This is a genomic window from Pseudarthrobacter sp. NPDC058329 (assembly GCF_042879835.1).
GTDB lineage: Bacteria > Actinomycetota > Actinomycetes > Actinomycetales > Micrococcaceae > Arthrobacter.
On the sequence record NZ_JBHVZR010000003.1, the window covers coordinates 104,340 to 127,601 of the forward strand.

General features: G+C 65.6%; 21 protein-coding genes. 8 read left to right on the top strand and 13 right to left on the bottom strand.

Annotated features, from left to right (window positions below):
- Window positions 1-113: 113 nt before the first annotated feature.
- From pstB to pstS, 4 genes are all read right to left on the bottom strand, one after another.
- Window positions 114-893 carry a phosphate ABC transporter ATP-binding protein PstB gene (pstB, locus tag ACFVYC_RS06570; protein WP_387548146.1) on the bottom strand — a complete coding sequence of 260 codons (780 nt, stop codon included), beginning with the start codon at window positions 891-893 and terminating at the stop codon, window positions 114-116.
- Between the two features lie 71 nt (window positions 894-964).
- Entirely contained in the window at window positions 965-2,077 is a 1,113-nt protein-coding gene (gene pstA / locus ACFVYC_RS06575; RefSeq protein WP_387548149.1) for a phosphate ABC transporter permease PstA, read from the bottom strand.
- Window positions 2,078-3,010, bottom strand: coding sequence for a phosphate ABC transporter permease subunit PstC (gene pstC / locus ACFVYC_RS06580; RefSeq protein ID WP_387548152.1), 933 nt, complete (start codon window positions 3,008-3,010; stop codon window positions 2,078-2,080).
- Between the two features lie 105 nt (window positions 3,011-3,115).
- Window positions 3,116-4,237, bottom strand: a complete 1,122-nt coding sequence (gene pstS / locus ACFVYC_RS06585) for a phosphate ABC transporter substrate-binding protein PstS (RefSeq protein WP_387548155.1) — start codon at window positions 4,235-4,237, stop codon at window positions 3,116-3,118.
- 231 nt (window positions 4,238-4,468) lie between these two features.
- Between pstS and ACFVYC_RS06590 the strand changes: the two genes are divergently transcribed.
- Window positions 4,469-5,596: an aromatic acid exporter family protein gene (locus ACFVYC_RS06590; protein ID WP_387548157.1), complete on the top strand. Its 1,128-nt coding sequence runs from the start codon at window positions 4,469-4,471 to the stop codon at window positions 5,594-5,596.
- A gap of 10 nt (window positions 5,597-5,606) precedes the next feature.
- Here the strand turns inward: ACFVYC_RS06590 and ACFVYC_RS06595 are convergent, their stop codons facing one another.
- From ACFVYC_RS06595 to ACFVYC_RS06605, 3 genes are all read right to left on the bottom strand, one after another.
- Window positions 5,607-6,473 carry a PRD domain-containing protein gene (locus ACFVYC_RS06595; RefSeq protein ID WP_387548160.1) on the bottom strand — a complete coding sequence of 289 codons (867 nt, stop codon included), beginning with the start codon at window positions 6,471-6,473 and terminating at the stop codon, window positions 5,607-5,609.
- Window positions 6,474-6,581: 108 nt separating this feature from the next.
- The gene (locus tag ACFVYC_RS06600; RefSeq protein ID WP_387548162.1) at window positions 6,582-8,003 is read right to left on the bottom strand and encodes a glycoside hydrolase family 1 protein; all 1,422 of its coding nucleotides are present in this window, start codon (window positions 8,001-8,003) and stop codon (window positions 6,582-6,584) included.
- 42 nt (window positions 8,004-8,045) lie between these two features.
- A complete protein-coding gene (locus ACFVYC_RS06605) occupies window positions 8,046-10,016 on the bottom strand; it encodes a beta-glucoside-specific PTS transporter subunit IIABC (RefSeq protein WP_387548164.1) in 1,971 nt (656 codons plus the stop codon).
- A gap of 217 nt (window positions 10,017-10,233) precedes the next feature.
- Between ACFVYC_RS06605 and radA the strand changes: the two genes are divergently transcribed.
- Both radA and ACFVYC_RS06615 read left to right on the top strand, forming a co-directional pair.
- Window positions 10,234-11,607 carry a DNA repair protein RadA gene (gene radA, locus ACFVYC_RS06610; RefSeq protein WP_387548167.1) on the top strand — a complete coding sequence of 458 codons (1,374 nt, stop codon included), beginning with the start codon at window positions 10,234-10,236 and terminating at the stop codon, window positions 11,605-11,607.
- Window positions 11,608-11,730: 123 nt separating this feature from the next.
- Window positions 11,731-13,428 carry a sensor histidine kinase gene (locus tag ACFVYC_RS06615; RefSeq protein WP_387548170.1) on the top strand — a complete coding sequence of 566 codons (1,698 nt, stop codon included), beginning with the start codon at window positions 11,731-11,733 and terminating at the stop codon, window positions 13,426-13,428.
- 37 nt (window positions 13,429-13,465) lie between these two features.
- Here the strand turns inward: ACFVYC_RS06615 and ACFVYC_RS06620 are convergent, their stop codons facing one another.
- Complete coding sequence (locus ACFVYC_RS06620) at window positions 13,466-13,735, bottom strand: hypothetical protein (protein WP_387548172.1); 270 nt, start codon at window positions 13,733-13,735, stop codon at window positions 13,466-13,468.
- A 116-nt stretch (window positions 13,736-13,851) separates the two neighbouring features.
- On the opposite strand from ACFVYC_RS06620, the gene ACFVYC_RS06625 reads away from it, so the two are divergent.
- On the top strand, window positions 13,852-14,325 hold the full coding sequence (locus ACFVYC_RS06625; protein WP_387548173.1) for an NUDIX domain-containing protein: 474 nt from the start codon (window positions 13,852-13,854) through the stop codon (window positions 14,323-14,325).
- Window positions 14,326-14,376: 51 nt separating this feature from the next.
- Here the strand turns inward: ACFVYC_RS06625 and ACFVYC_RS06630 are convergent, their stop codons facing one another.
- The 5 genes from ACFVYC_RS06630 to ACFVYC_RS06650 are packed head-to-tail and all read right to left on the bottom strand — an operon-like array spanning window position 14,377 to window position 18,202.
- Window positions 14,377-14,643, bottom strand: coding sequence for a hypothetical protein (locus ACFVYC_RS06630; protein WP_387548174.1), 267 nt, complete (start codon window positions 14,641-14,643; stop codon window positions 14,377-14,379).
- Window positions 14,644-14,657: 14 nt separating this feature from the next.
- A complete protein-coding gene (locus tag ACFVYC_RS06635) occupies window positions 14,658-15,062 on the bottom strand; it encodes a universal stress protein (RefSeq protein ID WP_387548176.1) in 405 nt (134 codons plus the stop codon).
- A complete protein-coding gene (locus ACFVYC_RS06640) occupies window positions 15,059-16,597 on the bottom strand; it encodes a tripartite tricarboxylate transporter permease (protein WP_387548178.1) in 1,539 nt (512 codons plus the stop codon). Before ACFVYC_RS06640 ends, ACFVYC_RS06635 begins: the two co-directional genes overlap by 4 nt.
- Window positions 16,598-16,607: 10 nt before the next feature.
- A complete protein-coding gene (locus ACFVYC_RS06645) occupies window positions 16,608-17,192 on the bottom strand; it encodes a tripartite tricarboxylate transporter TctB family protein (protein WP_387548181.1) in 585 nt (194 codons plus the stop codon).
- A gap of 5 nt (window positions 17,193-17,197) precedes the next feature.
- Complete coding sequence (locus tag ACFVYC_RS06650; protein ID WP_387548184.1) at window positions 17,198-18,202, bottom strand: Bug family tripartite tricarboxylate transporter substrate binding protein; 1,005 nt, start codon at window positions 18,200-18,202, stop codon at window positions 17,198-17,200.
- 142 nt (window positions 18,203-18,344) lie between these two features.
- Between ACFVYC_RS06650 and ACFVYC_RS06655 the strand changes: the two genes are divergently transcribed.
- From ACFVYC_RS06655 to ACFVYC_RS06670, 4 genes are all read left to right on the top strand, one after another.
- The gene (locus tag ACFVYC_RS06655; RefSeq protein ID WP_387548186.1) at window positions 18,345-19,229 is read left to right on the top strand and encodes a LysR substrate-binding domain-containing protein; all 885 of its coding nucleotides are present in this window, start codon (window positions 18,345-18,347) and stop codon (window positions 19,227-19,229) included.
- Window positions 19,230-19,369: 140 nt separating this feature from the next.
- Complete coding sequence (gene kdgD / locus ACFVYC_RS06660; RefSeq protein WP_387548189.1) at window positions 19,370-20,284, top strand: 5-dehydro-4-deoxyglucarate dehydratase; 915 nt, start codon at window positions 19,370-19,372, stop codon at window positions 20,282-20,284.
- Between the two features lie 25 nt (window positions 20,285-20,309).
- Window positions 20,310-21,923, top strand: coding sequence for an aldehyde dehydrogenase (NADP(+)) (locus tag ACFVYC_RS06665; RefSeq protein WP_387548192.1), 1,614 nt, complete (start codon window positions 20,310-20,312; stop codon window positions 21,921-21,923).
- Window positions 21,920-23,248 carry an enolase C-terminal domain-like protein gene (locus ACFVYC_RS06670; protein ID WP_387548194.1) on the top strand — a complete coding sequence of 443 codons (1,329 nt, stop codon included), beginning with the start codon at window positions 21,920-21,922 and terminating at the stop codon, window positions 23,246-23,248. The genes ACFVYC_RS06665 and ACFVYC_RS06670 overlap by 4 nt, the downstream gene beginning before the upstream one ends.
- The last annotated feature ends 14 nt before the right edge of the window (window positions 23,249-23,262 follow it).

A 23,262-nucleotide genomic window follows, 5' to 3' on the forward strand; every position in this document is an offset into this window, starting at 1 on the left:
GGGCCCCCGGCCGCAGGGGTCCCCGGGCGAGCGTGCGAGCCTGGGGCGCGGCTATGGGCCCACGGCCGCAGGGGTCCCCGGGCGAGCGTGCGAGCCTGGGGCGCGGCTGGGGATTATCCGAAGCGGCCTGAGACGTAGTCCTCAGTTGCCTTCTGGGTGGGGTTGCTGAAGATGGTGTGGGTGTCGCCGACTTCGATCAGCTTGCCCGGCTTGCCGGTGCCCGCGATGTTGAAGAAGGCTGTCCGGTCCGAGACACGGGCTGCCTGCTGCATGTTGTGGGTCACGATCACCACTGTGTACTGGTCTTTGAGCTCGTTGATGAGGTCCTCGATGGCCAGGGTGGAGATGGGGTCCAGCGCGGAGCACGGCTCGTCCATCAGGATCACCTGCGGTTCCACGGCGATGGCGCGGGCGATGCAGAGGCGCTGCTGCTGGCCGCCCGAGAGGCCCGAACCGGGCTTGTCCAGGCGGTCCTTGACCTCGTTCCAAAGGTTGGCACCCTTCAGCGAGCGTTCCACCAGGACGTCAGCCTCACCCTTGGAGATCCTTTTGTTGTTCAGCTTCACGCCCGCCAGCACGTTGTCGCGGATGGACATGGTGGGGAACGGGTTGGGCCGCTGGAAGACCATGCCGATCTGCGAGCGGACGGTAACGGGGTCCACGCCGGGGCCGTAGAGGTTGTCGCCATCGAGCAGGACTTCACCCTCCACGCGGGCACCGGGAAGCACTTCGTGCATGCGGTTCAGGGTCCGCAGGAAGGTGGACTTTCCGCAGCCGGACGGGCCGATGAACGCGGTGACGGACTTGGCCTCGATGTTGATGGTGACGTCTTCCACCGCGAGGAAATCGCCGTAGTACACGTTCAGGTCCTTGACGTCGATGCGCTTAGACATGGTGTTCCTTCACTAACTGGGTATGAATTGAAGTCTATGATCCGGCCTGTGGGACCGGAAGGAGCAGGCGGTCAGCGACCTGTCTTGGGGGCGAAGATCCTGGCGATCAGCCGGGCGCCCAGGTTGAGGATCATCACCAGGATGATCAGCACCAGGGCGGCACCCCAGGCCCGCTGTGAGGACGGGTCCGGGTTGGCCGGTGACGTGGGGTTCAGGATCTGGGTGTAGATGAACGTGGGCAGCGAGGCCATCCAGCCGCTGAACACGTTGGAGTTGATGCTGGTGGCGAATCCTGCGGTGACCAGGATGGGGGCGGTCTCGCCGATGACGCGGGCGATCGCCAGGGTGACGCCGGACGCGATGCCGGAGATCGCCGTCGGGATGACCACCTTGACGATGGTCCGCCACTTCCGGACGCCCAGCGCGTACGCGGCTTCACGCAGTTCGTTGGGGACGATCTTCAGCATTTCCTCGCTGGACCGCACCACCACGGGGATCATCAGGACCGAAAGCGCGACGGCGGCCACGGCGCCGGTCTTGGTTCCGGGGCCAACCACGGCGAAGAAGAAGGCCGCGGCGAAGAGACCGGCCACAATGGACGGGATGCCGGTCATCACGTCAACGAAGAACGTGATGGCGCGTGCCAGCCGGCCGTCATTGCCGTACTCCACCAGGTAGATGGCGGTCAGCAGGCCCACCGGCACCGAAATGATGGTTGCCAGCAGGGTGATCTGGACGGTGCCCAGGAGCGCGTGGTAAATGCCGCCAAGGACCGGGGCACCCTGTTCCACGGCCCGGTTGTCGAATACGCCGGTCACGCCGTTCATGGAGTTGGTGAGGAATCCCGGGTTCAGCAGTCCGGGCACACCGTTGACCAGCACCGTCCAGATCACCGAGAAGAGCGGGAGCAGGGCCACCAGGAAGGAACCCACCACCAGGCAGGTGGCCAGCTTGTCCTTGGCCCTGCGGGAACCCTCAACAGCGGCGCTCCAGGACACCAGGCCGATGGCGAACAGGATCGCCGAGACAATGCCCCAGCCGAACGCGTTGAAGCCCACCAGGGCGAGGATTGCCGCACCAACGATCAGCGCGGCGGCCAGGACCACGTAGGGCGCGTACTTGGGCAACTGGCCCTTGGTGAGCGCCGAGCGCTTGCTGCGCACGGGGCTAAGCGTGGAGGTCATTTAGTTGGCTCCCGAGAATTCTTTGTGCCGGGTGATGATCCAGCGCGCGATCATGTTCACGGCCAGGGTGATAACGAACAGGACCAGGCCGGCGGCGATCAGTGTGCTGACCTTCAGTCCGCTGGCTTCCGGGAAGTTCAGTGCGATCTCCGCGGCGATGGTCTGGTTGCCGGACTTGATCAGGCTGGCGGTCAGTGCCCCGGAGGAGAGCACCAGCGCTACTGCCATGGTCTCGCCCAGCGCGCGGCCAAGCCCCAGCATAACGGCGCTGATAATGCCCGGCCGGGCGAACGGCAAAACTGACATTTTGATCATTTCCCAGCGCGTGGCGCCCAGTGCGAGGGCGGCTTCCTCATGCAGTTTGGGGGTCTGCAGGAAGATCTCGCGGGACAGAGAGGTGATGATGGGCAGCACCATCACGGAGAGAACGATGCCCGCCGTGAGAATGGTCTTGCCGGTGGCTGAGGCCGGGCCCTGGAAGATGGGCAGCCAGCCCATGTTGTCCGCGAGCCAGTTGTAGGCCGGGGAGATTTCCTTGGCCAGGAACGCCGCACCCCAGGCGCCGTAGATCACGGACGGGATGGCGGCGAGAAGGTCCACCACGTACCCCAGGCCGGACGCGAGGCCGCGCGGGGCGAAGTGCGAGATGAACAGCGCGACGCCGATGGCGATGGGCGTGGCAATCACCAGCGCGATGACCGCCGCGATGAGCGTGCCGATCACGATGGGCCAGATGTAGGCGAAGAAGCCCTCACCGCCCTGGATGTCGGCGGCCGGCGCAGTCAGCGCCGGGATGGCCTGGACCACGAGGAAGAGTGCGACGCCGAAGAGGACGGCGAGGATGAGGCAGCCGGCGGCCAGCGCGGCACCCGAGAAAATTTTGTCCCCGGCGCGGCCGGCGCCCTGGGTGCTGGTCAGGGAGGTGGCGGTCATTCGACGGCCCTTCGATCGATTACTGGGAGGGGAAGAGAAGGTGTCCAAAGCCAAGTTCCCCGCGCTGCCTCGCGGCAGGCGGGGAACCCGGATTCAGAGCGGTTACTAGGACTTAACCTTGATGGACTCGACGGCCGCGGCGGCCTTCTCTGCCAGGGCCGGGGAGAGCGGGGCGGACTTCGCGGAATCCGCGGCGGCCTGCTGGCCTTCCTCGGAGACTACGTAGTTCTCGAAGGCCTTGACCAGGTCAACGGTTTCCTGGTTGTCATAGGCGCTGCAGACAACGTGGTAGGAAACGAGGACCACCGGGTAGGCGCCGGCAGCGGTGGTCTTGCGGTCCAGCTTGATGGCAACGTCGGTGCTGGCGCGGCCCTCGACGGGCGTGCCTGCTTCCACGGCCTTGGCGGCAGCTTCAGCGGAGATCTTGACGAATTCCTCGCCGACCTTGATGGACGCGGTGCCCAGCGTGCCGCCAACAGCGGAGTCGTCAGCGTAGGTCACGGCACCGGGGGTGTCGGTGACGGTCTTGACCACACCGGAGGTGCCCTTGGCGTTCTCGCCCTGCAGGGTTGCAGGCCAAACGCCGGCGGACTTGTCCGTCCAGACTTCGGGAGCTGCCGAAGCCAGGTAGTCGGTGAAGTTGGTGGTGGTGCCGGAGTCATCCGAGCGGTTCACAGGGGTGACCTTGAGGTCCGGCAAGGTGACGCCCTCGTTCAGGGCGGCAATGGCGGGATCGTTCCAGTTGGCGATTTCGCCGCGGAAGATCTTGGCCACCGTTGCGGCGTCGAGCTTCAGATCGGTGATGCCGGGGAGGTTGAAGGCCACGGCGATCGGGGAAATGTAGACGGGGATGTTGATGGCGCCGTCGGGACCGCACACGGCCTTGGAGCTCTCAAGCTCTTCGTCCTTGAGGTAGGCGTCCGATCCGGCGAACTGTGCCGAGCCGTCGATGATGGCCTTGCGGCCTGCGCCGGAGCCGTCCGGGGAGTACTGCACGGTGGCGCCCTGGTTGGCTGAAGCGAACCCGGCCTTCCACGCGTCCATGGCTGCACCGGTGGAGGATGCGCCGATGCCGGTAAGCGTGCCGGTGACCTTGGGGCCGGCGGAAGTCTGGCCGCCGGCGGGCGCGGTGCCCGTGGCGTTGTCTGAACCGCAGGCGGTGAGCGCGAGAGCGCCGGCTGCGATAACAGCGATAGCCGCGTGGCGGCCGAAGCGGAGTGCCTTCACTAGATGTACCCCTTCCAGGGTCTCAGTTGCGGGCAGGGCCGGAGACACCCTGCAGCGCGATGCGTACGTTTTGTACCTTCATCGAAGTTAGGGGCCGCAGGTAACGGGATTGGCGGTCCAAAGTGAACGGAACCTTAACGACGGCGGGATATTGGCTTACATATGCCGGGTTACCATTGCGCAGATCACATGTCCGGCCGTAGTGCGGGGGCGGTGAATAGACTTGAACGCATGGCCATTTCAGCGGGACTCTCAGCAACCGGCCGGTTCGTGCGCGGCCGCGTCCGCACCGGCCTGATCCGCAGCCGCAACTCGCTGTCCCCCGCCATCCAGATGACCGGCTGCGCGGTGGGAGCATACGCGTTCGCGGAGTACGTGCTGGGCCACTCAGGACCGCTGTTCGCGGCGACGTCCTCGCTGATCGCCCTGGGCTTCTCCCGCGAGCCCCGGCTGCGCCGGGTGGTGGAAGTTGGGCTGGGCTGCACCATCGGCATCGCAGTGGGCGATCTGCTCCTCCACTGGCTGGGCGGCGAAATCTGGGTTGCCGCCGTCGTGCTGTTCGTCTCCATCCTGCTGGCGCGTTTCCTCGACAGCGGCAATATCTTCACCACCCAGCTGGGGCTGCAGTCGCTGCTGGTAGTGCTGCTGCCGGCACCCGCCGGCGGGCCCTTCACGCGCAGCATTGACGCTATTATCGGCGGGCTGTTCGCGCTGCTGGTGACCATCCTTGTGCCCAAGGATCCGCGCCGCGAACCACGGAAGGACGTGCAGAAGCTCCTCCATGAACTGGCCGAGGTACTGCGCGAGTGTGGCAACGCGCTCGTCAACAGCGATTCCACGCAGGCCTGGCACGCGCTCATCCGCGGCCGCAACTGCCAGCCGCTGGTGGATGCGATGCGCCATTCCCTGCGCGCTTCCGGGGAGATTGCAACGCTCTCGCCGGCCTACCGCAGGCACCGTGACGAGCTGGACCGGCTCAAGCAGTCACTGGACTTCATCGATCTTGCCCTGCGAAACAGCAGGGTCTTTGCGCGCCGGCTCACCAGCGCCATCAACCACGCGGCGCTTTCCGACGAAGCGACCGAAAACATCGCGGAGGTGCTGCAGGAGACCGCTGCCGCGATTGACGAACTCTCGCTCGGCCTTGCGGAGACGCACGACGGCGCCCGGCGCGCCCACCTGCGCACCGCCCGCCAGGACCTGAGCGAGATTGCGCTCAGGCTGCATCCCAGGCTGCTGGAGGTGCAGAGGCTGGAAGGGGAAACGGTGGTGATGCTGTACAGGCCGCTGATGGTGGACCTGCTGGAGGCCACCGGCATGGACGCGGGCGAGGCCCGGGACGTGCTGCCCGCCCTCTAGCCGGCATCTGTTAGCTTCCGGTTCCGGCGCCCTGGCTCAGCCGCAGGTCGTCGGCCATGCGGGCCACGTGCAGGGTCAGGTAGGTCACTTCGTCATCGGTGAGGGGCTCGCCGAGCCGGAGTTCCAGGACGGCCTGCAGCTTCAGGGCGGTGCCAAAAGCCTCGGGGTAGGCTTCGCGGATGGCGGACCCGAGTCCGGTTGATCCTTCCGCCAGCTGCCGTCCCGTGTGCGCCCGGACGAAGAAGTACCGCAGGTGGGTGATGAAGCGGGCTGCGTTGACTGTCTCCCGGTCGAAGGCGCGGCCGTAGGCCTGCTCCAGCACCTCGAAGAGCTGCGCGAAGACACCGGTCATTTGGTACGTGTAGGACAGGTCACCGCTGGCGAAGCCCGCGTTGACGAGGTGCAGGGCCACGGCAACGGACTCGTCGCGTGGCAGCTTTTCCTCAAGCCTGTCGTTGACGAAATCAACGATCTGCTGCCCCATCCGCAGCTCGTCCGGGTAGAGGTGGGCGACCTCGGCGCGCAGCGGGTATTCGATGTTCAAGCCCTGCCGAAGCCGCTTGATGGCAAAGCTGAGGTGGTCCGCGAGCGCCACCACCGTGGTGGAGTTCAGTGGCCCGGCCACCCCGCCCCTGGCGATTTCCAGCGCCTGGTCGGCCAGGGCCAGGTGTTCGGGCGGGATGGCCGCCACCAGGGCGCCGAAGTTGTCCGCATTGCGGCCGTCCTCGGGGACGAAGACGCGCACCACCTTGGCCTCGTCCACCTGCTGGCCGGGCTTGGCCTGGAAACCGAGGCCCCGCCCGGTGAGGATGACCTCTCCCCTGTCCGCGTCGCGGGCGAGGACGACGTTGTTGTTGAAAACGCGCAACACCTCCACGTCGTCCTCCTTTCATCGTTGAGCGGGCTCCCGGGTGGGAGTTTGTGGGCAGATACCAGGAATTCAGCGGCCGTTAGGGCGCGGTACCTGCCCAAAAACTCTCTCGGGTCAGTCTTTCAGGCTCGCGCCGTTGGTGGCGATGACTTCCTTGTACCAACCGTAGGACTTCTTGGGGTGCCGCTCCATGGAGCCGGTCCCGTCGTCGTTACGGTCCACGTAGATGAAACCGTAGCGCTTGCTCATCTGCGCGGTCGAGGCGCTGACCAGGTCGATGCATCCCCAGGAGGTGTAACCCAGGAGCTGGACGCCGTCCTCAACTGCTTCGCGGGCCTGCACCAGGTGGTCGTTGAGGTACGCGATCCGGTAGTCATCGACGACGGTCTTCGCGCCGTCCACTTCCACCAGCTGGTCCTTCGCGCCAACACCGTTTTCCACGATGAAGAGGGGCTTCTGCCAACGGTCCCAGTAGTCGTTGAGCGCCACCCGCAGCCCCTGCGGGTCAATCTGCCAGCCCCACTCGGATGCCGTGAGCGTGGGGTTGGGAACACCGCCCATGATGTTGCCGGGACCTTTGACCTTCTTGGCGGGGTCGGCCGTCTCGCAGATGCTCATGTAGTAGCTGAAGGACACGAAGTCCACCGTGTTCTTCAGGTCCTCGCGGTCCTGCGCGGTGATGTCCAGCTCAATCCCGTTGTCGCGGAAGTACCGCAGCAGGTAGCCGGGGTATTCGCCGCGGCAGTGGATGTCGCCGAACGCGTAGCTGTCCTGGGCGGTGTTCATCGCGGCAACAACGTCCGAGGGATCCGGCGTCAGCGGGTAGGTGGGCAGGGCGATGATCATGCAGCCAACCTGCGCCCCGGGCATCAGTTCGTGAGCCAGTTTGGTGGCCCGGGCCGAAGCCACCAGCTCGTGGTGGATGGCCTGGTAGAGGTCCTGCCTGGTGAGCTGATCCTTGGGGGTGGGGATGCCGCCGGACAGGAACGGCTCGTGGATTACCGAGTTGATCTCGTTGAATGTCAGCCAGTACTTCACCCGGCCGCCGAAGTGTTCAAAAAGGGTGCGGCAATAGCGCTCGTAGAAACCGATCAGTTCACGGTTGGTCCAGCCGTTGTACTTCCTGGCCAGGTGCAGCGGGGTTTCGTAGTGGCTGATGGTCACCAGCGGTTCGATGCCGTGCTTCTCGAGTTCATCGAGGATCCTGGAATAGTAGGCCAGTCCCTCGGCGTTGGGGGTTTCCTCGTCGCCCAGCGGGAAGATCCGGCTCCACGCGATGGAAAAACGGAACACCTTGAAGCCCATGTCCGCGAAGAGGGCGATGTCCTCTTCGTAGCGGTGGTAAAAGTCGATCGCCACCTGCTTGAGGTTTTCCGGCGTCGGGCCTTCCGTGGGAGTTTCGGTGATGCCCTTGGGCATCACGTCCTGGATGGAGAGGCCCTTGCCGCCCTCGTTGTAGGCGCCTTCGATCTGGTTGGCGGCGGTGGCGCCGCCCCAGAGGAATCCGTCGGGGAAAGTGGTGGTCACAATAATCATTCCTTCATCAGTAGGAGTGGGAAGTGGAGTCTGGAGTTTGGCTTAGACCTTGACGGTGATGGCGGTGTCTCCCTGGGCCAGGGTGCCGGCGGCCACCGCGTCCACGCCGCCCAGCTGGGCGGTGTTGGTGACCATCACCAGGGTGGTGGTGTCGTAGCCCGCTTCGGTCACCACGTCCAGGTCGACGACGGCGAGCAGATCGCCTGCACGGACCTGCTGGCCGCGGGTGACGGCAGATTCAAAGCCGCGGCCCTGCAGCTGGACGGTGTCGATGCCGATGTGGACCAGGACCTCCACGCCGTCCTCGGACTTGATGCCGAAGGCGTGCCCGGTCTTCATGGCCGCCTTGATGGAGCCGGAAATGGGCGAGTAGATGCGGCCGTCGGCCGGGATGATGCCCAGGCCCTTGCCCATGGCGCCGGAGGCAAACACCTTGTCCTGGACGTCGGCCAGGGCCACTGCCTGACCGGCGACCGGCGCGAGGATCTCGACGGTGCCGGTAGAAGTGCCGGTGCCGGTGGTCGAGGCAGTGCCGGGGGCCTCGGCGCCGGCGGCCGCGGTGCCGGTTGCGGCGGAAGCCGGGACGGGCACAGCTGCCGCCTGCGCCTCCGCAGCGGCTTCGGGAACGGAAGTGCCGGCGTCGGACGCTGCAGCTGCCTCTTCGCGGGGACCGAAGAAGAAGGTCAGCAGGAACGCGATGACGATGGCAGTGCCAGTGCCCAAAAGCTGCAGGCTGAAGTTGCCTACCGTGCTGAAGGCGGGGAGGCCAAGGAGGGACGGAAAGACGAACGCCGTGGCGCCGCTGCCGCCGGCTGCTGCGATGGCGCCGCCGATGACGCCGCCCGCGATGCCGAAGTAGAACGGCTTCTTCAGGGGCAGGTTGACGCCGTAAATGGCGGGTTCAGTGATGCCGGCGAGGAATCCGGACAGGGCGGCAGGACCGGCCACTGCGCGGCGGGCCTTGTTGCGCGTGCGGACCATCACAGCGAGGGTTGCGCCGGCCTGGCTCAGCACGGCGGCCAGCAGCGGGCCGAGCAGGAGGGAGTAGCCCTGGGAAGCGATCTCGCCCAGCATCCCCGGGACCAGGCCCCAATGCAGGCCGAAGAGCACAAAGACCTGCCAGAAGCCGCCCATGATCGCACCGGCCAGCCAGGGGGCAAAGGTGAAGGCGGCGTTAATGCCGGTGGAAAGGCCGTTCGCCGCCAAGGTGGTGATGGGGCCGACGGTCAGCAGGACAAAGGGCACCATAACCAGGAGGGTCAGCAGCGGGGTGGTGAAGTTCCGGATGGCGGAGGGAAGCACCCGGGTGAGGAAGCGCTCCGCGTAGCCCTGCAGCCAGACGGCCACGATGATCGGCAGGACCGAGCTGGTGTAGTTCATCATCACCACGGGAATTCCGAAGAAGCTGACCGGTTCGGCCTGCGCCGAGAGGGCCACGATGCTCGGGTACACCAGCGCGCCGGCGATGGCCATGGAGGTGAACTGGTTGGTTTTGAACCGCTTCGCGGCGGTAACCGCCAGGAAGACCGGCAGGAAGTAGAAGATGGCGTCGGCAGTGGCTGCCAGGATCACGTTGGTCTGTGATGCGGGGTCCAGCCAGCCGAACTGGGTGGCCATGCTCAGGAACGCCTTGAGCAGGCCGGCCGCGGCCAGCGGCCAGATGACCGGCGAGAAGATCGAGGAGATCAGGTCGATGAAGCGGTTGAACAGGTTGCCGTGCTGGACTGGTTCGTCGGTGGCGCCGGCGTCGTCTCCGGTGAGCTTGGTGATCTTGCCCAGCTCGGCGTAGACCGTGGGGACGTTGTTGCCGATCACCACCTGGTACTGGCCGCCGGCCTTCATCACGGTGATGACGCCGGGCAGCTTCTCAATGGCGGCCGTGTCGGCTTTCGCTTCGTCCCGCAGCTTCAGCCGGAGCCGTGTTGCGCAGTGCATGACGCTGGCGATGTTCTTCTCGCCGCCCACTCCCTGCAGGATATCTCCGGCCAGCGACCGGTAGTCAACACTGGGCATGTCAGACCTCTCTGTCCATTTTTGGGCACAAAAAAAGACCCGAGACGCACGTAGTGTGCTTCTCAGGTCTTGCCCCGTTCGGGTAACAATCCTGTAGGCGAAATTGCCTTCGACGTTCGACTATACAGGTGGCTGCGGTCACCGGCAAGTGCTTTCCGGGTGGCACCAGGGTGCGGGCGGGGCGGGAATGTCCGGGCCCGCCACTAGGGTGGAACCCATGGCAACAAAGACTTCCCGGGCGTCCAAGGCGCCCGCCTACAAGTGCGCCGAGTGCGGCTGGACCACCGTCAAATGGGTGGGCCGGTGCGGCGAGTGCCAGGCGTGGGGAACCGTGGAGGAAACGGGCACCGCCGTTGCGCGTACGACCGCGGCCACTACGGTCCTGGAGCCTGCCCGCCGGATCGCCGAGGTGGACGCAACCACGGCCGCGTTCCTGCCCACTGGCGTTGATGAACTGGACCGGGTGCTGGGCGGCGGCCTGGTGCCGGGCGCCGTCATCCTGCTGGCCGGCGAGCCCGGCGTCGGCAAATCCACGCTGCTGCTGGATGTGGCCGCGAAGTTCGCCCGCACCGCGCAGGACGTCCTGTACGTTACCGGCGAAGAGTCCGCCGCACAGGTGAAGCTCCGTGCCGAGCGGATCGACGCCGTGGCCGAATCGCTGTACCTTTCCGCGGAAACTGATTTGGGCCAGGCATTGGGTCAGGTCGAGAAAATCGAGCCCCGGCTGTTGATCGTGGACTCCGTACAGACCCTCAGCAGTGCCGACGTGGACGGCAGCGCCGGCGGTGTCTCACAGGTACGTGAAGTGGCTGCGTCCATCATTGCCGCGGCCAAGCGGCGGAACATGACCACCCTGCTGGTGGGCCACGTGACCAAGGACGGCTCCATTGCCGGGCCCCGCCTGCTGGAGCATTTGGTGGACGTGGTGTGCCAGTTCGAGGGCGAGCGGCATTCCCGGTTGCGGCTGCTCCGCGCCGTCAAGAACCGCTATGGGCCCACCGACGACGTCGGCTGCTTCGACCTGAACGAGAACGGCATCGAAGGACTCACCGATCCCAGCGGCCTGTTTGTCAGCCGCACCAAGGAACCGGTCTCGGGAACGTGCATCACCGTGACCATGGAGGGCCGGCGTCCGCTGCTGGCCGAAGTGCAGTCACTGCTCGCCGAAAGCCCCAACTCGCAGCCGCGGCGGGCCACCAGCGGCCTGGACAGTTCCCGGGTTTCCATGCTGCTGGCCGTCCTGCAGCAGCGGGCGGGCACTATGTTGCACAAGGACGATTCCTACGTGGCCACGGTGGGCGGCGTGAAGCTGAGCGAGCCCGCCACGGACCTCGCTGTTGCCCTTGCCGTGGCTTCCGCCAAGGCCCGGAAACCGCTGCCCATCCGGCTGATTGCCTTTGGCGAAGTGGGGCTCGCCGGCGAAGTCCGGCCGGTTCCCGGCATCAACCAGCGGATCCAGGAGGCCCACCGGCTGGGATTCACGCACGCCGTTGTCCCCGCAAGCCACACCGGGCCGGGGCCGGTGCCGGCCGGCTTCTCGGTACGGGAAGTGGAGCACCTGACGGAGGCCCTGAGCCTGCTGATTGGCTGATGCCTGCGGCGCAGGGGCTTGCTGCCGGACGTAAAAGACCGGCCAGGTCCTGCCGTCACAGGTACTCTGGGGACTACCTTCAGGCAGCCGGGGGTTTCTATTTCTGCGCTGGGGGCCAGACTAGTGAAGCAACAGCAGGAACCGGGCATTGTTGGGCCGGGCAAGGGCGGGGAGTTGGCCATCAACGGCCCGCTTGCCGACCGCATCGACGCGCTGCACGGAAGGCTCGGAGTCCGGGGCCGGGTTGTCCTGGCCCAACTGCCCCTCACCATCACCGTGTGTCTTGTGGTGGCGGCTGCTGCAGTGTTCAGCCCCGCCACCCTGGCAAGCGACATGTTCCGGACGGCACTCCTGGCCCACACCGCGGTCTTTGCCGCCTGCCTCGCCGTGCCATGGGAGCGGCTGCCCCCTGGCGCGTCCGCTGTCATTGCCGTCCTTGACTGTGTAGCGATCGGCTTCACGAGGGAGGCAGGGGGGACGGCCTTCAACGTCCTGAGCCTTTTGCTGGTGTTCCCCGTCATTTGGCTTTCGGTACGCCGCCACAGGTACATGCTTTTCCTGGCCGTTGTGGGTGCGGTGCTCAGCACTGTGCTTCCCACCGCCGTCGCCGGTTCCGCGGCCCAGGCTCCGGGGGCAATGATCAGAACAATATTCCTGCCCCTTGTGATGTCAGCCATCGCCGTGACGGCGTATGCGGTGGCCGGCATCGTTCTCCGGCAACGGCAAAGACTTCTGCACAGCGAACGTGAACTGGCGCAGACGCTCGCGGAAAACGTGCGGCGCCAGCGGCTTTTGGACGCGGTGCTGGCAGCGGTGGGCATTGGCGTCTGGGTGGTGGATGCCGAGGGCAGGACCGTCCTGACAAACAAGGCCATGCAGGCTGATCCGGCACTGGCAGCCCTTACCGGGGAGGCCGGTGACGGCGGGCTGTTTCTCGCCGACCGGTCCTCCCCCGTGCTCCCGCATCGATCGCCGGTAGCCCGCGCCATCAGCGGTGCCACCATTTCGGATGAGCTGTACTGGGTCGGGGACCCGGCTGACCAAGGACAACAGCGCGCCTATTCGGTGGGTGCCCACGGCATACGCGGCGGCGAAGGAAAGGACGGAGGTTCGGTCCTGACATTCGTGGACGTGACGGGCCTGATCAGCGCGCTGGAAGCAAAGGACAACTTCGTCGCCACCGTTTCCCACGAACTGCGCACACCCCTGACATCGATCCTCGGCTACCTTGAACTGGTCCTGGACGAGCCAGGCCACGAGGAGATCCAGGCGGAGCTTCTGGTGGTGCACCGGAATGCCCAGCACCTGCTGGGCCTGGTCAACGACCTCATCGCCGTTGCCTCTGAGCGGATGGAGCTGTCCCTGGAGGACACTGACCTGGCCAAGCTGCTGACCGAAGTAGTTGACTCGACCATTGCCAAAGCTGCAGCGAACGGGCTCGAGCTGACGCTCGACGTCGAGCAGCCCATGCCCGCCCGGGTTGACCCGAACCGGATTCGCCAAGTGTTTGGCAACCTCCTCTCCAACGCCCTGAAGTACTCGCAGGAGGGGGGACGGATCACGGCGCGGGCACGAAGGGAGGGGCCGGAACTTGTCTGTTCGATTACGGACTCCGGTGTCGGCATGAGCGCCGAAGAGCTGGATCAGGCGTTCACGAAATTCTTCCGGTCAGCGCGGTCCCGGGAAACAGCAATCCCGGGCGCCGGGTTGGGGTTGCCGGTCAGCAAAACCATTATCGAAGCGCACGGCGGTTCAATACGCCTCGACAGCACCCCCGGTGCGGGTACCACCGCAACATTCACAATCCCCTGTGCTGACTAAGACTGGGGGCCCGTGCCGGGTTCGGAAGGTGCCGGCCCTAGCCGTGCTGCGACAAGGAATCGGGGTCGTCCTTGTGCGCGTTGAAGAGCCAGCCGGAAACGTCGCTGCGCAGCACCAGGAGCGGGCCGCCGGTAGCACTGACGTTTCCGGTGGGCACGTAGTAGCCACGGCCTGAACCGGGTCCGCCTGCCGCACGGTCCAGCGCGTCAACCAGGTACCGCGGCAGGTGCCCCTGCGGACCAAGAGTGCGAAGCTCATCAAGTTCATCCGGCGTAAGCCGTCCCAAAACCTCAGCAATGTTGGCCATAACGGGTCCCTTCGAGCAAAGTGCCTGAAGGAATAACCTAAAGCAGCGCCATGAACTGCAGGTTAACGTTGGACGGCAGTTTCCGTTCGTTGTGAAACTCAGCATGTGGAGGTCAGATGCCCGTTTTAAGCGCAGGAATACTGCTGTACAAGAAGAGTGGCGCGGGCGGGCTGGAGGTGTGGATAGCCCACATGGGCGGTCCGTTCTGGGCGCGCAAGGACTCTCATGCCTGGTCAATCCCCAAGGGCGAGTACGGCGGGGACGAGGAGCCTCTCCCGGCGGCCCTCCGGGAGTTCGCCGAAGAGATGGGCTCCCCTGCCCCGGCTGTGGAGTATCAACATCTCGGACAGTTCCGGCAGCCGTCCGGAAAGATCATCACGGTCTTCACCGCGGAGCAGGACTTCCGGCCCGGGAAGATCGTCAGCAACACCTTCGAGCTGGAGTGGCCCAAAGGCTCAGGAAGAATCCAGCAGTACCCGGAAATCGACGACGCCCGCTGGTTTTCCGAGGCGGAAGCCCGGCTCAAGCTGGTGAAGGGCCAGTTGCCGGTCCTTGATGCCCTGATGGAACACGTCCGCCCGCAGGCTTAGGAACGCGGCGTCCACGAAGCTTCCAACGGCCCCGGCCTTCAGGACCGCCAGTCAGGCGGCGGCGTGTTCCCGCTGCGGCAGCTTGATGACTGCCACGTTGTCTCCGGCGAAGAGCATGGTCCGCCCGGCGCCGTCGTTCCGGATCATCCAGAAGACGCTGCGGTCGGCGGCGATCATGTCGATGGTTCCGGACATCACAACCCCACCCGCCGTCCGCACTTCCACATGGTCCTTCCTGTGCAGCCTGGACCAGTCAGGGACAGGAACAGGCGCAGGTGAACGTGTGGCGCCGCGGCGGGTGGGGTTGTGTTTGTACATGCTGCTTTCCGGCGTTAGAAGTTGCCGCCGTCGGCCTTGACGGCCAGGACGGGTCGGTCAGCCTGCATCAGGATCTGCTGGGCGTGGCTGCCCAGGATGAACTTCCCTACGTTGGTGCGGTGCCGCAGGCCAATAACGATGAGCGAGGCATCAACCTCCCTGGCAACGTCGAGGAACTCATCGGCCAGATCGTGCTGGTAGGGCGGCTGGATGACCCTTGCCGTGACGCCGACGTCGGCAGCACGCTTGGCGGCCTGCGCCAGGACGTCCTCAGTTGCCACTGATTTATCCACCAGGGCACCCTGCCGCGCTGAGTTCACGATCACCAGGTCCTCGTTGCGGAGCTTCGCTTCGGCGATTCCTGCCGTGAGTGCCGCTTGTCCTGCGGGCGTTGGGACGAATCCGACGATGATGCTCATACCTTCTCCTTGATGTCCGGCGTGGTGACCGATGTTGAGGCAGTTGAAGTGCGCTTGCGCTTGGCGATGGCAGCGCGGATGGCCGGAAGCACGGCTACGAGGACAAAGACCACCAGCAGGGTCGCCGAAATCGGGCGGCCGAAGAAGCCGAGGGGATCGCCGCCGAATACCAGCAGGGAGCGCCGCATGGAGCTTTCCAGCAGTTCGCCGAGCACAAAGGCCAGCACCAGGGGACCCGGTTCGAAACCGAACTTCTTCATGAGGTAGCCAATGATGCCGAAGACCACGACGAGCGTGACGTCGAACATGCTGTTGTTGATGGTGTAGGCACCCAACAGCGTGATCAGGGCCGTGATCGGCGCCAGGATCGCGGCCCGGACCCGCAGGATCTTCACGAAGATTCCCACCAGCGGCAGGCTCATGATCAGGAGCAGGATGTTGCCGATGTACATGGAGTTCACTACGCCCCAGAACAGCTCGGGGTTCTGTTCCACGAGCTGCGGACCCGGGGTGACACCCTGAATCAGCAGCGCACCGAACATCAGCGCCATGGTGGCGTTGGCGGGGATGCCGAGCGTGAGCAGCGGGATGAAGGACGAGGTGGCCGCGGCGTTATTGGCGGTTTCCGGTCCGGCGACGCCCTCCGGTGCCCCCTTGCCGAAACGCTCGGGCTGCTTGGCCCGTTTTTTCTCCATGGCGTAGGAGGCCATGGAGGCGATAGTGGCTCCACCGCCGGGCAGGATGCCCAGGAAGAAGCCCAGAACGGATCCCCGGCCGATGGCTCCGGAAGCCTGCTTGAGGTCCTTGCGGGAGGGCCAGACGTTGGCCACCTTCGACGGCGCCTTGGCGGCCCGGTGCCGCTCCTCCAGGTTGTAGAGGATCTCGCCCAGGCCAAAGATTCCCATGGCGATCGGCACGAAGTCGAGCCCGTCAGCCAGCGGCAGGCTGCCGAACGTAAACCGGCTTTCGCCGGTAAAGATGTCCCGGCCAACCGTGGCAAGAAGCAGTCCGAGCGCCGCGGCGATGAGCGCCTTGGCTTTGGCCCCGCTGCTGATGGTCGCCACGAGGAGGATGCCGAGCATGGCCAGCGCGGTGTATTCCGGCGGCCCGAAGTCCAGGGCGAAACTCGCCACGATGGGGGCGAGGAACGTCAGGCCGATAATGGCGGCGGTGCCACCGACAAAGGAGCCGATGGATGCCAGGCCCAGCGCTGTGCCGGCCCTGCCCTGTTTCGCCATCTGGTAGCCGTCGAACACGGTAACCACCGAGGAAGCTTCACCCGGCAGCCGCAGGAGCACGGAGGTGATGGTGCCGCCGTACTGGGCACCGTAGAAGATCCCGGCCAGCATGATGATGGCGGTGACCGGCTCCACATTGTAGGTGAGCGGAAGCAGGATGGCAATGGTTGCCGCGGGCCCCAGGCCGGGCAGCACACCGATCAGCATGCCGATCACGACGCCGATCAGGCAGTAAAGGAGGTTGGTTGGCTCCAGGACTACCGCGAATCCGTTGATAACGGGATTAAGAAAATCCACGGAAGGTCTCCTAGAAGAGGTGGGGAATGGAGGTTTTCAGGGCGAGGACGAAGATGGCATAAAACCCAATAACGACGCTCGCGCTGACCACAAGGGTGGAGCGCCAGGTTTCGCCGCCGAGGAAGCGCATCCAGATGACGCACAGCACCAGGGCCGGCAGTTCGAAGCCGATCAGCGGCATCAGGGCCACCATGGCGGCGAGGGTCACCAGGCCGGTCAGCGGCGCGACGGACATTCGGGTGAACTTTTCCGCGTCCCGGTTGTGGCGGCCGGCAATCAGCTGGAACAATCCCAGGGCCACCATGACGCAGCTGATGATGAATGGCCACAGGCCGGGCTGCGGGGCGGACGGCGTGCCCAACCCCATGGCCATCGAGAGGATGGCTGCGGCAACGCCGACGCCGAGAACCACCAGTGATGATGCGGCGTTGGCGAGGGCCCCGGCTGCGGGAGGCTTTTCTTCCTCCCACTGTGCTGCCAGTTGCTCGGGCGTCAGGTCGTCCAGAAGTTCATCGGGGAGGGTATGGGGGGCGTCCCCGCCGGAGGCAGCAGTATCGCTGCTGCCTCCGGCGGGTCCTGAAGGGGTTCCTTTCACAGGAATCACTTATTTCCGCTCAGGCTGATGTCGTACTTCTCCACCAGTTCCTTGTACTTCGCTGCGTAGGCCTTCCATTCCGTGACGACTTCCTCGCCGGAGATCTCCTTCGGGGTCAGCGAGTTCTTTGTGTTGAACTCCTTGTAGGCGTCTGACTTGAACGACTCCTGGAACGCGGCGAGCAGCTTGTCCTTGACCTCCTGCGGGGTGCCCTTCGGGGCAGCCACTGCACGGTACTGGGCGACCGGAACGTCGTAGCCGGCTTCCTTTGCCGTGGGCGTATCGGGAAGGAAGCTGGTGCGCTCCTCCGAGAAGACCAGGAGCGGGCTCACCTTGCCGGCCTCGATCTGCGGCATGGCTTCGCCGAGCTGGATGGTGGCGAGCTCAACCTGGTTGCCGAGGACTGCCGTCAGGGCGGGCTTGCCGCTGTCGAAGGGGATGTCTGTGCCCTTGACGTCGGCCTGCTTGAAGAGCACGGTTTGGGCCAGCTGGCTTCCCGTGCCGACGCCGGTAGTGCCGAAGGTGACGTTGCGCCCGGCTGCGGTCACGTCCTGGAAGGTCTTGAACCCGGACTCGGCGCTGGCCACCAGCACGTAGTCGTCCTGCGACAGGCCGGCGATGATGTCCAGGTCGTCGATGTTCACGGCTTCATCGGCGCTGACCGCCAGCGGGGTGATGGTGATCAGGGATGCGTTGAGCAGGACCAGTTCCTGGCCGTCGGCGGGCTTGCCGGCCACTTCCTTGGTAGCCAGCGCGCCGTTCGCGCCGGGCTTGTTGACCACGGGCATTGGCTGGCCGAGGGTCTTGGAGGCGCCTTCGGCGAGGGCGCGGGCGATTAGGTCTGTACTGCCGCCGGCGGCCTGGCCCACCGAAAGGTTCACAGGGCCGGTTGGGTATTTGGCGGAATCGGCCGTGCCGCCGCCGGCAACGTTGCCGCACGCGGTCAGGGCCAAGAGTGTGACGGCGGACGCCGCTCCGAGAATCGCGCGGCGTGTGGGGAAGTGCTTCATTGGAACTCCTAGTTGGCACGGCGGGCGTTGGGGCCCGGAACATCTGTGAAGCGGGTCACCCCGTTCGCTTTGTCGAGTGTAGGGAGTGGTTATGATGCATGTCTAAGCCCAAATCTGCATCATTTGATACCTGGAAGGCATCATGTTTACTTTTGACCAGCTGGCCGGCTTCATAGCCGTAGCCGAGGAGCTCCACTTCGGACGGGCAGCCGAACGCCTGAACATGACACAGCCCCCGCTCAGCCGGCAGATCCAGAAGCTGGAGAAGATCGTCGGGGCGGAACTGCTGGAGCGGGACAACAGGAAAGTGGAACTGACGAATGCCGGGCGGACGTTCCTGGAGGAGGCGCGCCGCTTGATGGCCCTTGCCGAACGGGCACCGGCAACCGCCCGGCGGATCGCCTCGGGGCGCTCAGGCATGATCCGCATCGGGTTCACCGCAGCCAGCGGCTTCAGCATCCTGGGACCGCTGCTGGAGGAGTTGTCCGGAATCATTCCCGACGTGGACGTAGACCTGCAGGAACTGGTGACGCGCGATCAGCTCAACGGCCTGCTGACAGGCGAACTCGATCTCGGCCTGGCACGTCCTCCGTTCGACAAGGAAACCTTCGACTCCCACCTGCTCTACCGCGAGTCCATGGTCCTGGCCGTCCCGTCCGGCCATGCCTTGACGCTGCTGGCGCGGGACATCTCGCCGGAGGACTTCAAGGAGGAGCCGCTCATTATGCATTCCGCCACCCAGGCCCGCTATTTCTACGACCTGGTGGTCCGGACGCTCCCCTTCAACCATGCCAATGTGGTCCACACCGTGAGCCAGATCCTGACCATGGTGTCGCTGGTTGCAGCAAACCGCGGAGTGGCGTTTGTGCCGCACTCCGCCACCCTGCTGGGAATCAAGGGTGCGGAGTTCCTGCCACTGGCCGTGGGCGAGAGCGAACAGGTGGAACTGCACGCTATCTGGAACCGCAGGATTACGAACCCTGCGCTGGCACGCCTGCTGCGGGACCTGGAGTTCTCGATGGAATAACGTGGCCCGCACCACTCCTCATGCCGCAAAGGTATCAATACATACAAAAATGCACTTAGACAGGCATCAGCCGCACTCCTACTCTGGAAAGGAACCATCACCCCGCCGCACCCGCGGCGCACACACCGGAGGACCACACCGTGGCAAAGTACTCACCCCAGGAACTGGCGGACACTCTCAAGGAAGGCCTGCTGTCTTTCCCTGTCACCGCGTTCGACGCCGAACTGCAGTTCGATGAGGAGAACTACCGCAAGCACCTGGCGTGGCAGGCGAGCTTCCCGGTTGCCGGCCTGTTCGCCGCCGGGGGTACCGGCGAGGGCTTCTCGCTGACCCCGGCCGAGTCGGAGCGCGTAGTCCGAACCGCCGTCGAAGAAGTTGGCGGCCAGGTTCCTGTCCTCGCTTCCGCCGGCGGGTCCACCGCCCAGGCCATCGAAAACGCGAAAGCTGCAGAAGCAGCCGGTGCCGACGGACTCCTGCTCCTTCCCCCTTACCTGACCGAGGCTGACCAGGCCGGCCTGGTTGACCACGTCAGCGCCATCTGCAGCGCCACCTCCCTGGGCGTCATCATCTACAACCGCGCCAACGCCATCTACAAGGACACCACGGTGGCCACGCTTGCGGACCGCCACGAAAACCTCATCGGCTTCAAGGACGGCGTGGGCGACCTCGAGCATGATGCCCGTGTTTACGCCAAGCTGGGCGACCGGCTCTTCTACCTGGGCGGCCTGCCCACGGCGGAAACATTCGCGCTTCCGCTGCTGCAGCTTGGCATGAGCACCTACTCCAGCGCCATGTACAACTTCGTCCCGCAGTTCGCGCTGGACTTCTACCAGGATGTGCGCAACAACGATCGTGTGGCCGTTAACAAGAAGCTCAACGACTTCGTGATCCCGTACCTGGACATCCGCGACCGCGTAAAAGGCTACTCGGTGTCAATCGTCAAGGGCGGCCTGGACGCAATCGGCCGTTCCGCAGGTCCGGTCCGCCCGCCGCTTCAGAACCTCGCCGAGCAGGACCTCGCGGACCTCAAAGCCCTCATCGCCCGCGTTTCCTAATCGTCCCCAGACACAGGAGGAATCCATGACACTCACCGGACATTCTTTGATTGCCGGCCAGCCCGTGGTTGGCCAGGGCAAGACCACCTTCGGCCTCAACCCGGCCACCAACCAGGCGCTTGAGCCTACGTACACGCTGCTCACCGAAGAACAGCTCACCGCCGCCACCGCCGCAGCCGCCGAAGCCTTCCCGTCCTTCAGCACCCTTGACCCCGAAACCCACGCCGGCTTCCTGGAAGCGATCGCGGACAACATCGAGGCCATCGGCGATGAGCTGATCATCCGGGCCGGCCAGGAAACCGGCCTGCCGGCCGCCCGCCTGCAGGGCGAGCGTGCCCGCACCACCGGCCAGCTGCGCCTTTTTGCGGCCGTCGTCCGGCAGGGTGACTTCCGCGGCGTCCGCATCGACCCCGCCCTGCCCGAACGCACTCCCCTGCCCCGCGCGGACATCCGCCAGCGCCAGATCCCGCTCGGCCCCGTCGCCGTGTTCGGCGCCAGCAACTTCCCGCTGGCCTTCTCGACGGCGGGCGGCGACACCGCCTCGGCCCTCGCCGCCGGCTGCCCGGTGGTCTTCAAAGCCCACAACGCCCACCCGGGAACCAGCGAACTCGTAGGCCACGCCATCACGAAGGCGGTCAAGGACAGCGGCCTCCACCCCGGCGTCTTTTCCTTGATCTACGGACCGGGCGCCAGCATCGGCCAGGCCCTCGTCGCAGATCCGGCCATCAAGGCCGTCGGATTCACCGGGTCCCAGGCCGCCGGCGTCGCCCTGATGCGCACGGCTGCCGCCCGACCGGAACCTATTCCCGTCTACGCCGAAATGTCCTCGCTGAACCCCGTCTTTGTGTTCGAAGGCGCCCTGAGCGGCTCAGCCGAACAGATTGACGCCCTGGCCCAGCAGTACGTCACCGCGGTCACGGGCAGCTCAGGCCAGCTCTGCACCTCCCCCGGCCTGCTGTTCGCCCCCGAAGGCGAGGCAGGGGACAAACTCGCAGCCGCCGTCGGCCGTGCCGTTTCCGCCTGCGCCGGGCAGACCATGCTTACCGAAGGCATCGCCAAGTCCTGGAATACAGGAACCGAAAACCTCGGCGGCGCAGAGGGCGTCCAGCTCATCGGCCAGGGCACCCCCGGTCCCACCGAGAACGCCCCGGCGCCCGCCATCTTCGGCACCGGCGTCACCGAGTTCACCAGTAACCACGTGCTGCACGAGGAAATCTTCGGCGCCGCGTCCCTGGTGATCCGCTACACGTCCGTCGAGGACCTCCTCCAGGCTGCCGGCCGGATTGAGGGCCAGCTCACCGCTTCGCTGCAGCTCACCGAAGCGGACTACCCGACGGCGGCACGCCTCCTTCCGGTTCTGGAGCAGAAGGTAGGCCGCATCATCGTCAATGGCTGGCCCACCGGCGTCGAAGTAGGCCACGCCATGGTCCACGGCGGCCCCTTCCCCGCCACGTCGGACACCCGTACCACCTCGGTGGGAACCCTCGCCATCAACCGCTTCCTGCGGCCCGTCGCCTACCAGAACCTCCCCCAGGAGCTCCTTCCCCAGGCGCTGCAGGACGCCAACCCCTGGCACCTGAACCGCCGGATCGACGGCGAAGTGGTAGCTGCTGCGGAGAAGGCTGGGGTCGGAGCATGAGCAACCAGCCCACCATTGCCCGCGTTGAAGTAGTGCCGGTGGCCGGCCATGACAGTATGCTGATGAACCTCAGCGGCGCACACGGCCCCTTCTTCACCCGCAACATCGTTATCATCACCGACTCCGATGGCCGCACCGGCCTGGGCGAGGTCCCCGGCGGCGAGAAGATCCGCACCACCATTGAGGAGGCCGGGGCGCTGGTCAACGGCAAGCCGGTGGCCCGCTACCGCTCGCTGCTGCGCGAGGTGGCGGCCGAGTTTGCCGACCGTGACGCCGGCGGCCGCGGCCTGCAGACCTTCGACCTGCGCACCACGGTCCACGCCGTCACCGCCGTCGAGTCAGCCCTGCTGGACCTGCACGGGCAGTTCCTCGGCGTACCCGTGGCGGAACTGCTGGGCGACGGTCAGCAGCGGTCGTCCGTCCCGATGCTCGGCTACCTGTTCTTCGTCGGCGACCACGCCCGCACCGACCTGCCCTACCTCGTGGAGGACGCACCGGCGGACCGGTGGGAGAAGCTTCGACGCCAGGAGGCAATGACTACGGACGCCGTCGTCGCACTGGCCGAAGCTGCGCAGGAACGCTACGGCTTCAGCGACTTCAAACTCAAGGGCGGCGTGCTCTCCGGCGACGATGAAGTGGACGTTGTGACGGCGCTGGCCAAGCGCTTCCCCGAGGCCCGGGTGACCCTGGACCCGAACGGCGGCTGGCTGTTGGACGAAGCCATCCGGCTGGGCAAGCGGATGCAGGGCGTCGTGGCGTACGCCGAAGACCCCTGTGGCGCCGAAGGGCGCTTCTCCGGCCGCGAGGTCATGGCGGAGTTCCGCCGGGCTACCGGGCTGAAGACGGCCACCAACATGATCGCCACGGACTGGCGCGAGATGTCGCACGCCATCCGCAGCAACGCCGTGGACATCCCGCTGGCAGACCCGCACTTCTGGACCATGCACGGCTCAGTCCGGGTGGCGCAGATGTGCCACGAGTTCGGCCTCACCTGGGGCTCGCACTCGAACAACCACTTCGACATCTCGCTGGCCATGTTCACGCACACCGGCGCCGCGGCTCCGGGTGAAATCACGGCGCTGGACACGCACTGGATCTGGCAGGACGGCCAGGGCCTCACCAAGGAACCGCTGCAGATCAAGGACGGCGCCATCGAGGTACCGGACGCCCCCGGCCTCGGCATCGAACTCGACCGCGAAGCCCTGGACAAGGCGCACCAGCTGTACCTGCAGCACGGCCTCGATGCCCGCGATGACAGCATCGGTATGCAGTACTACATCGACGGCTGGTCCTTCGATCCGAAGCGGCCCTGCCTGGTCCGCTAGCTGCTGTGGGGCGT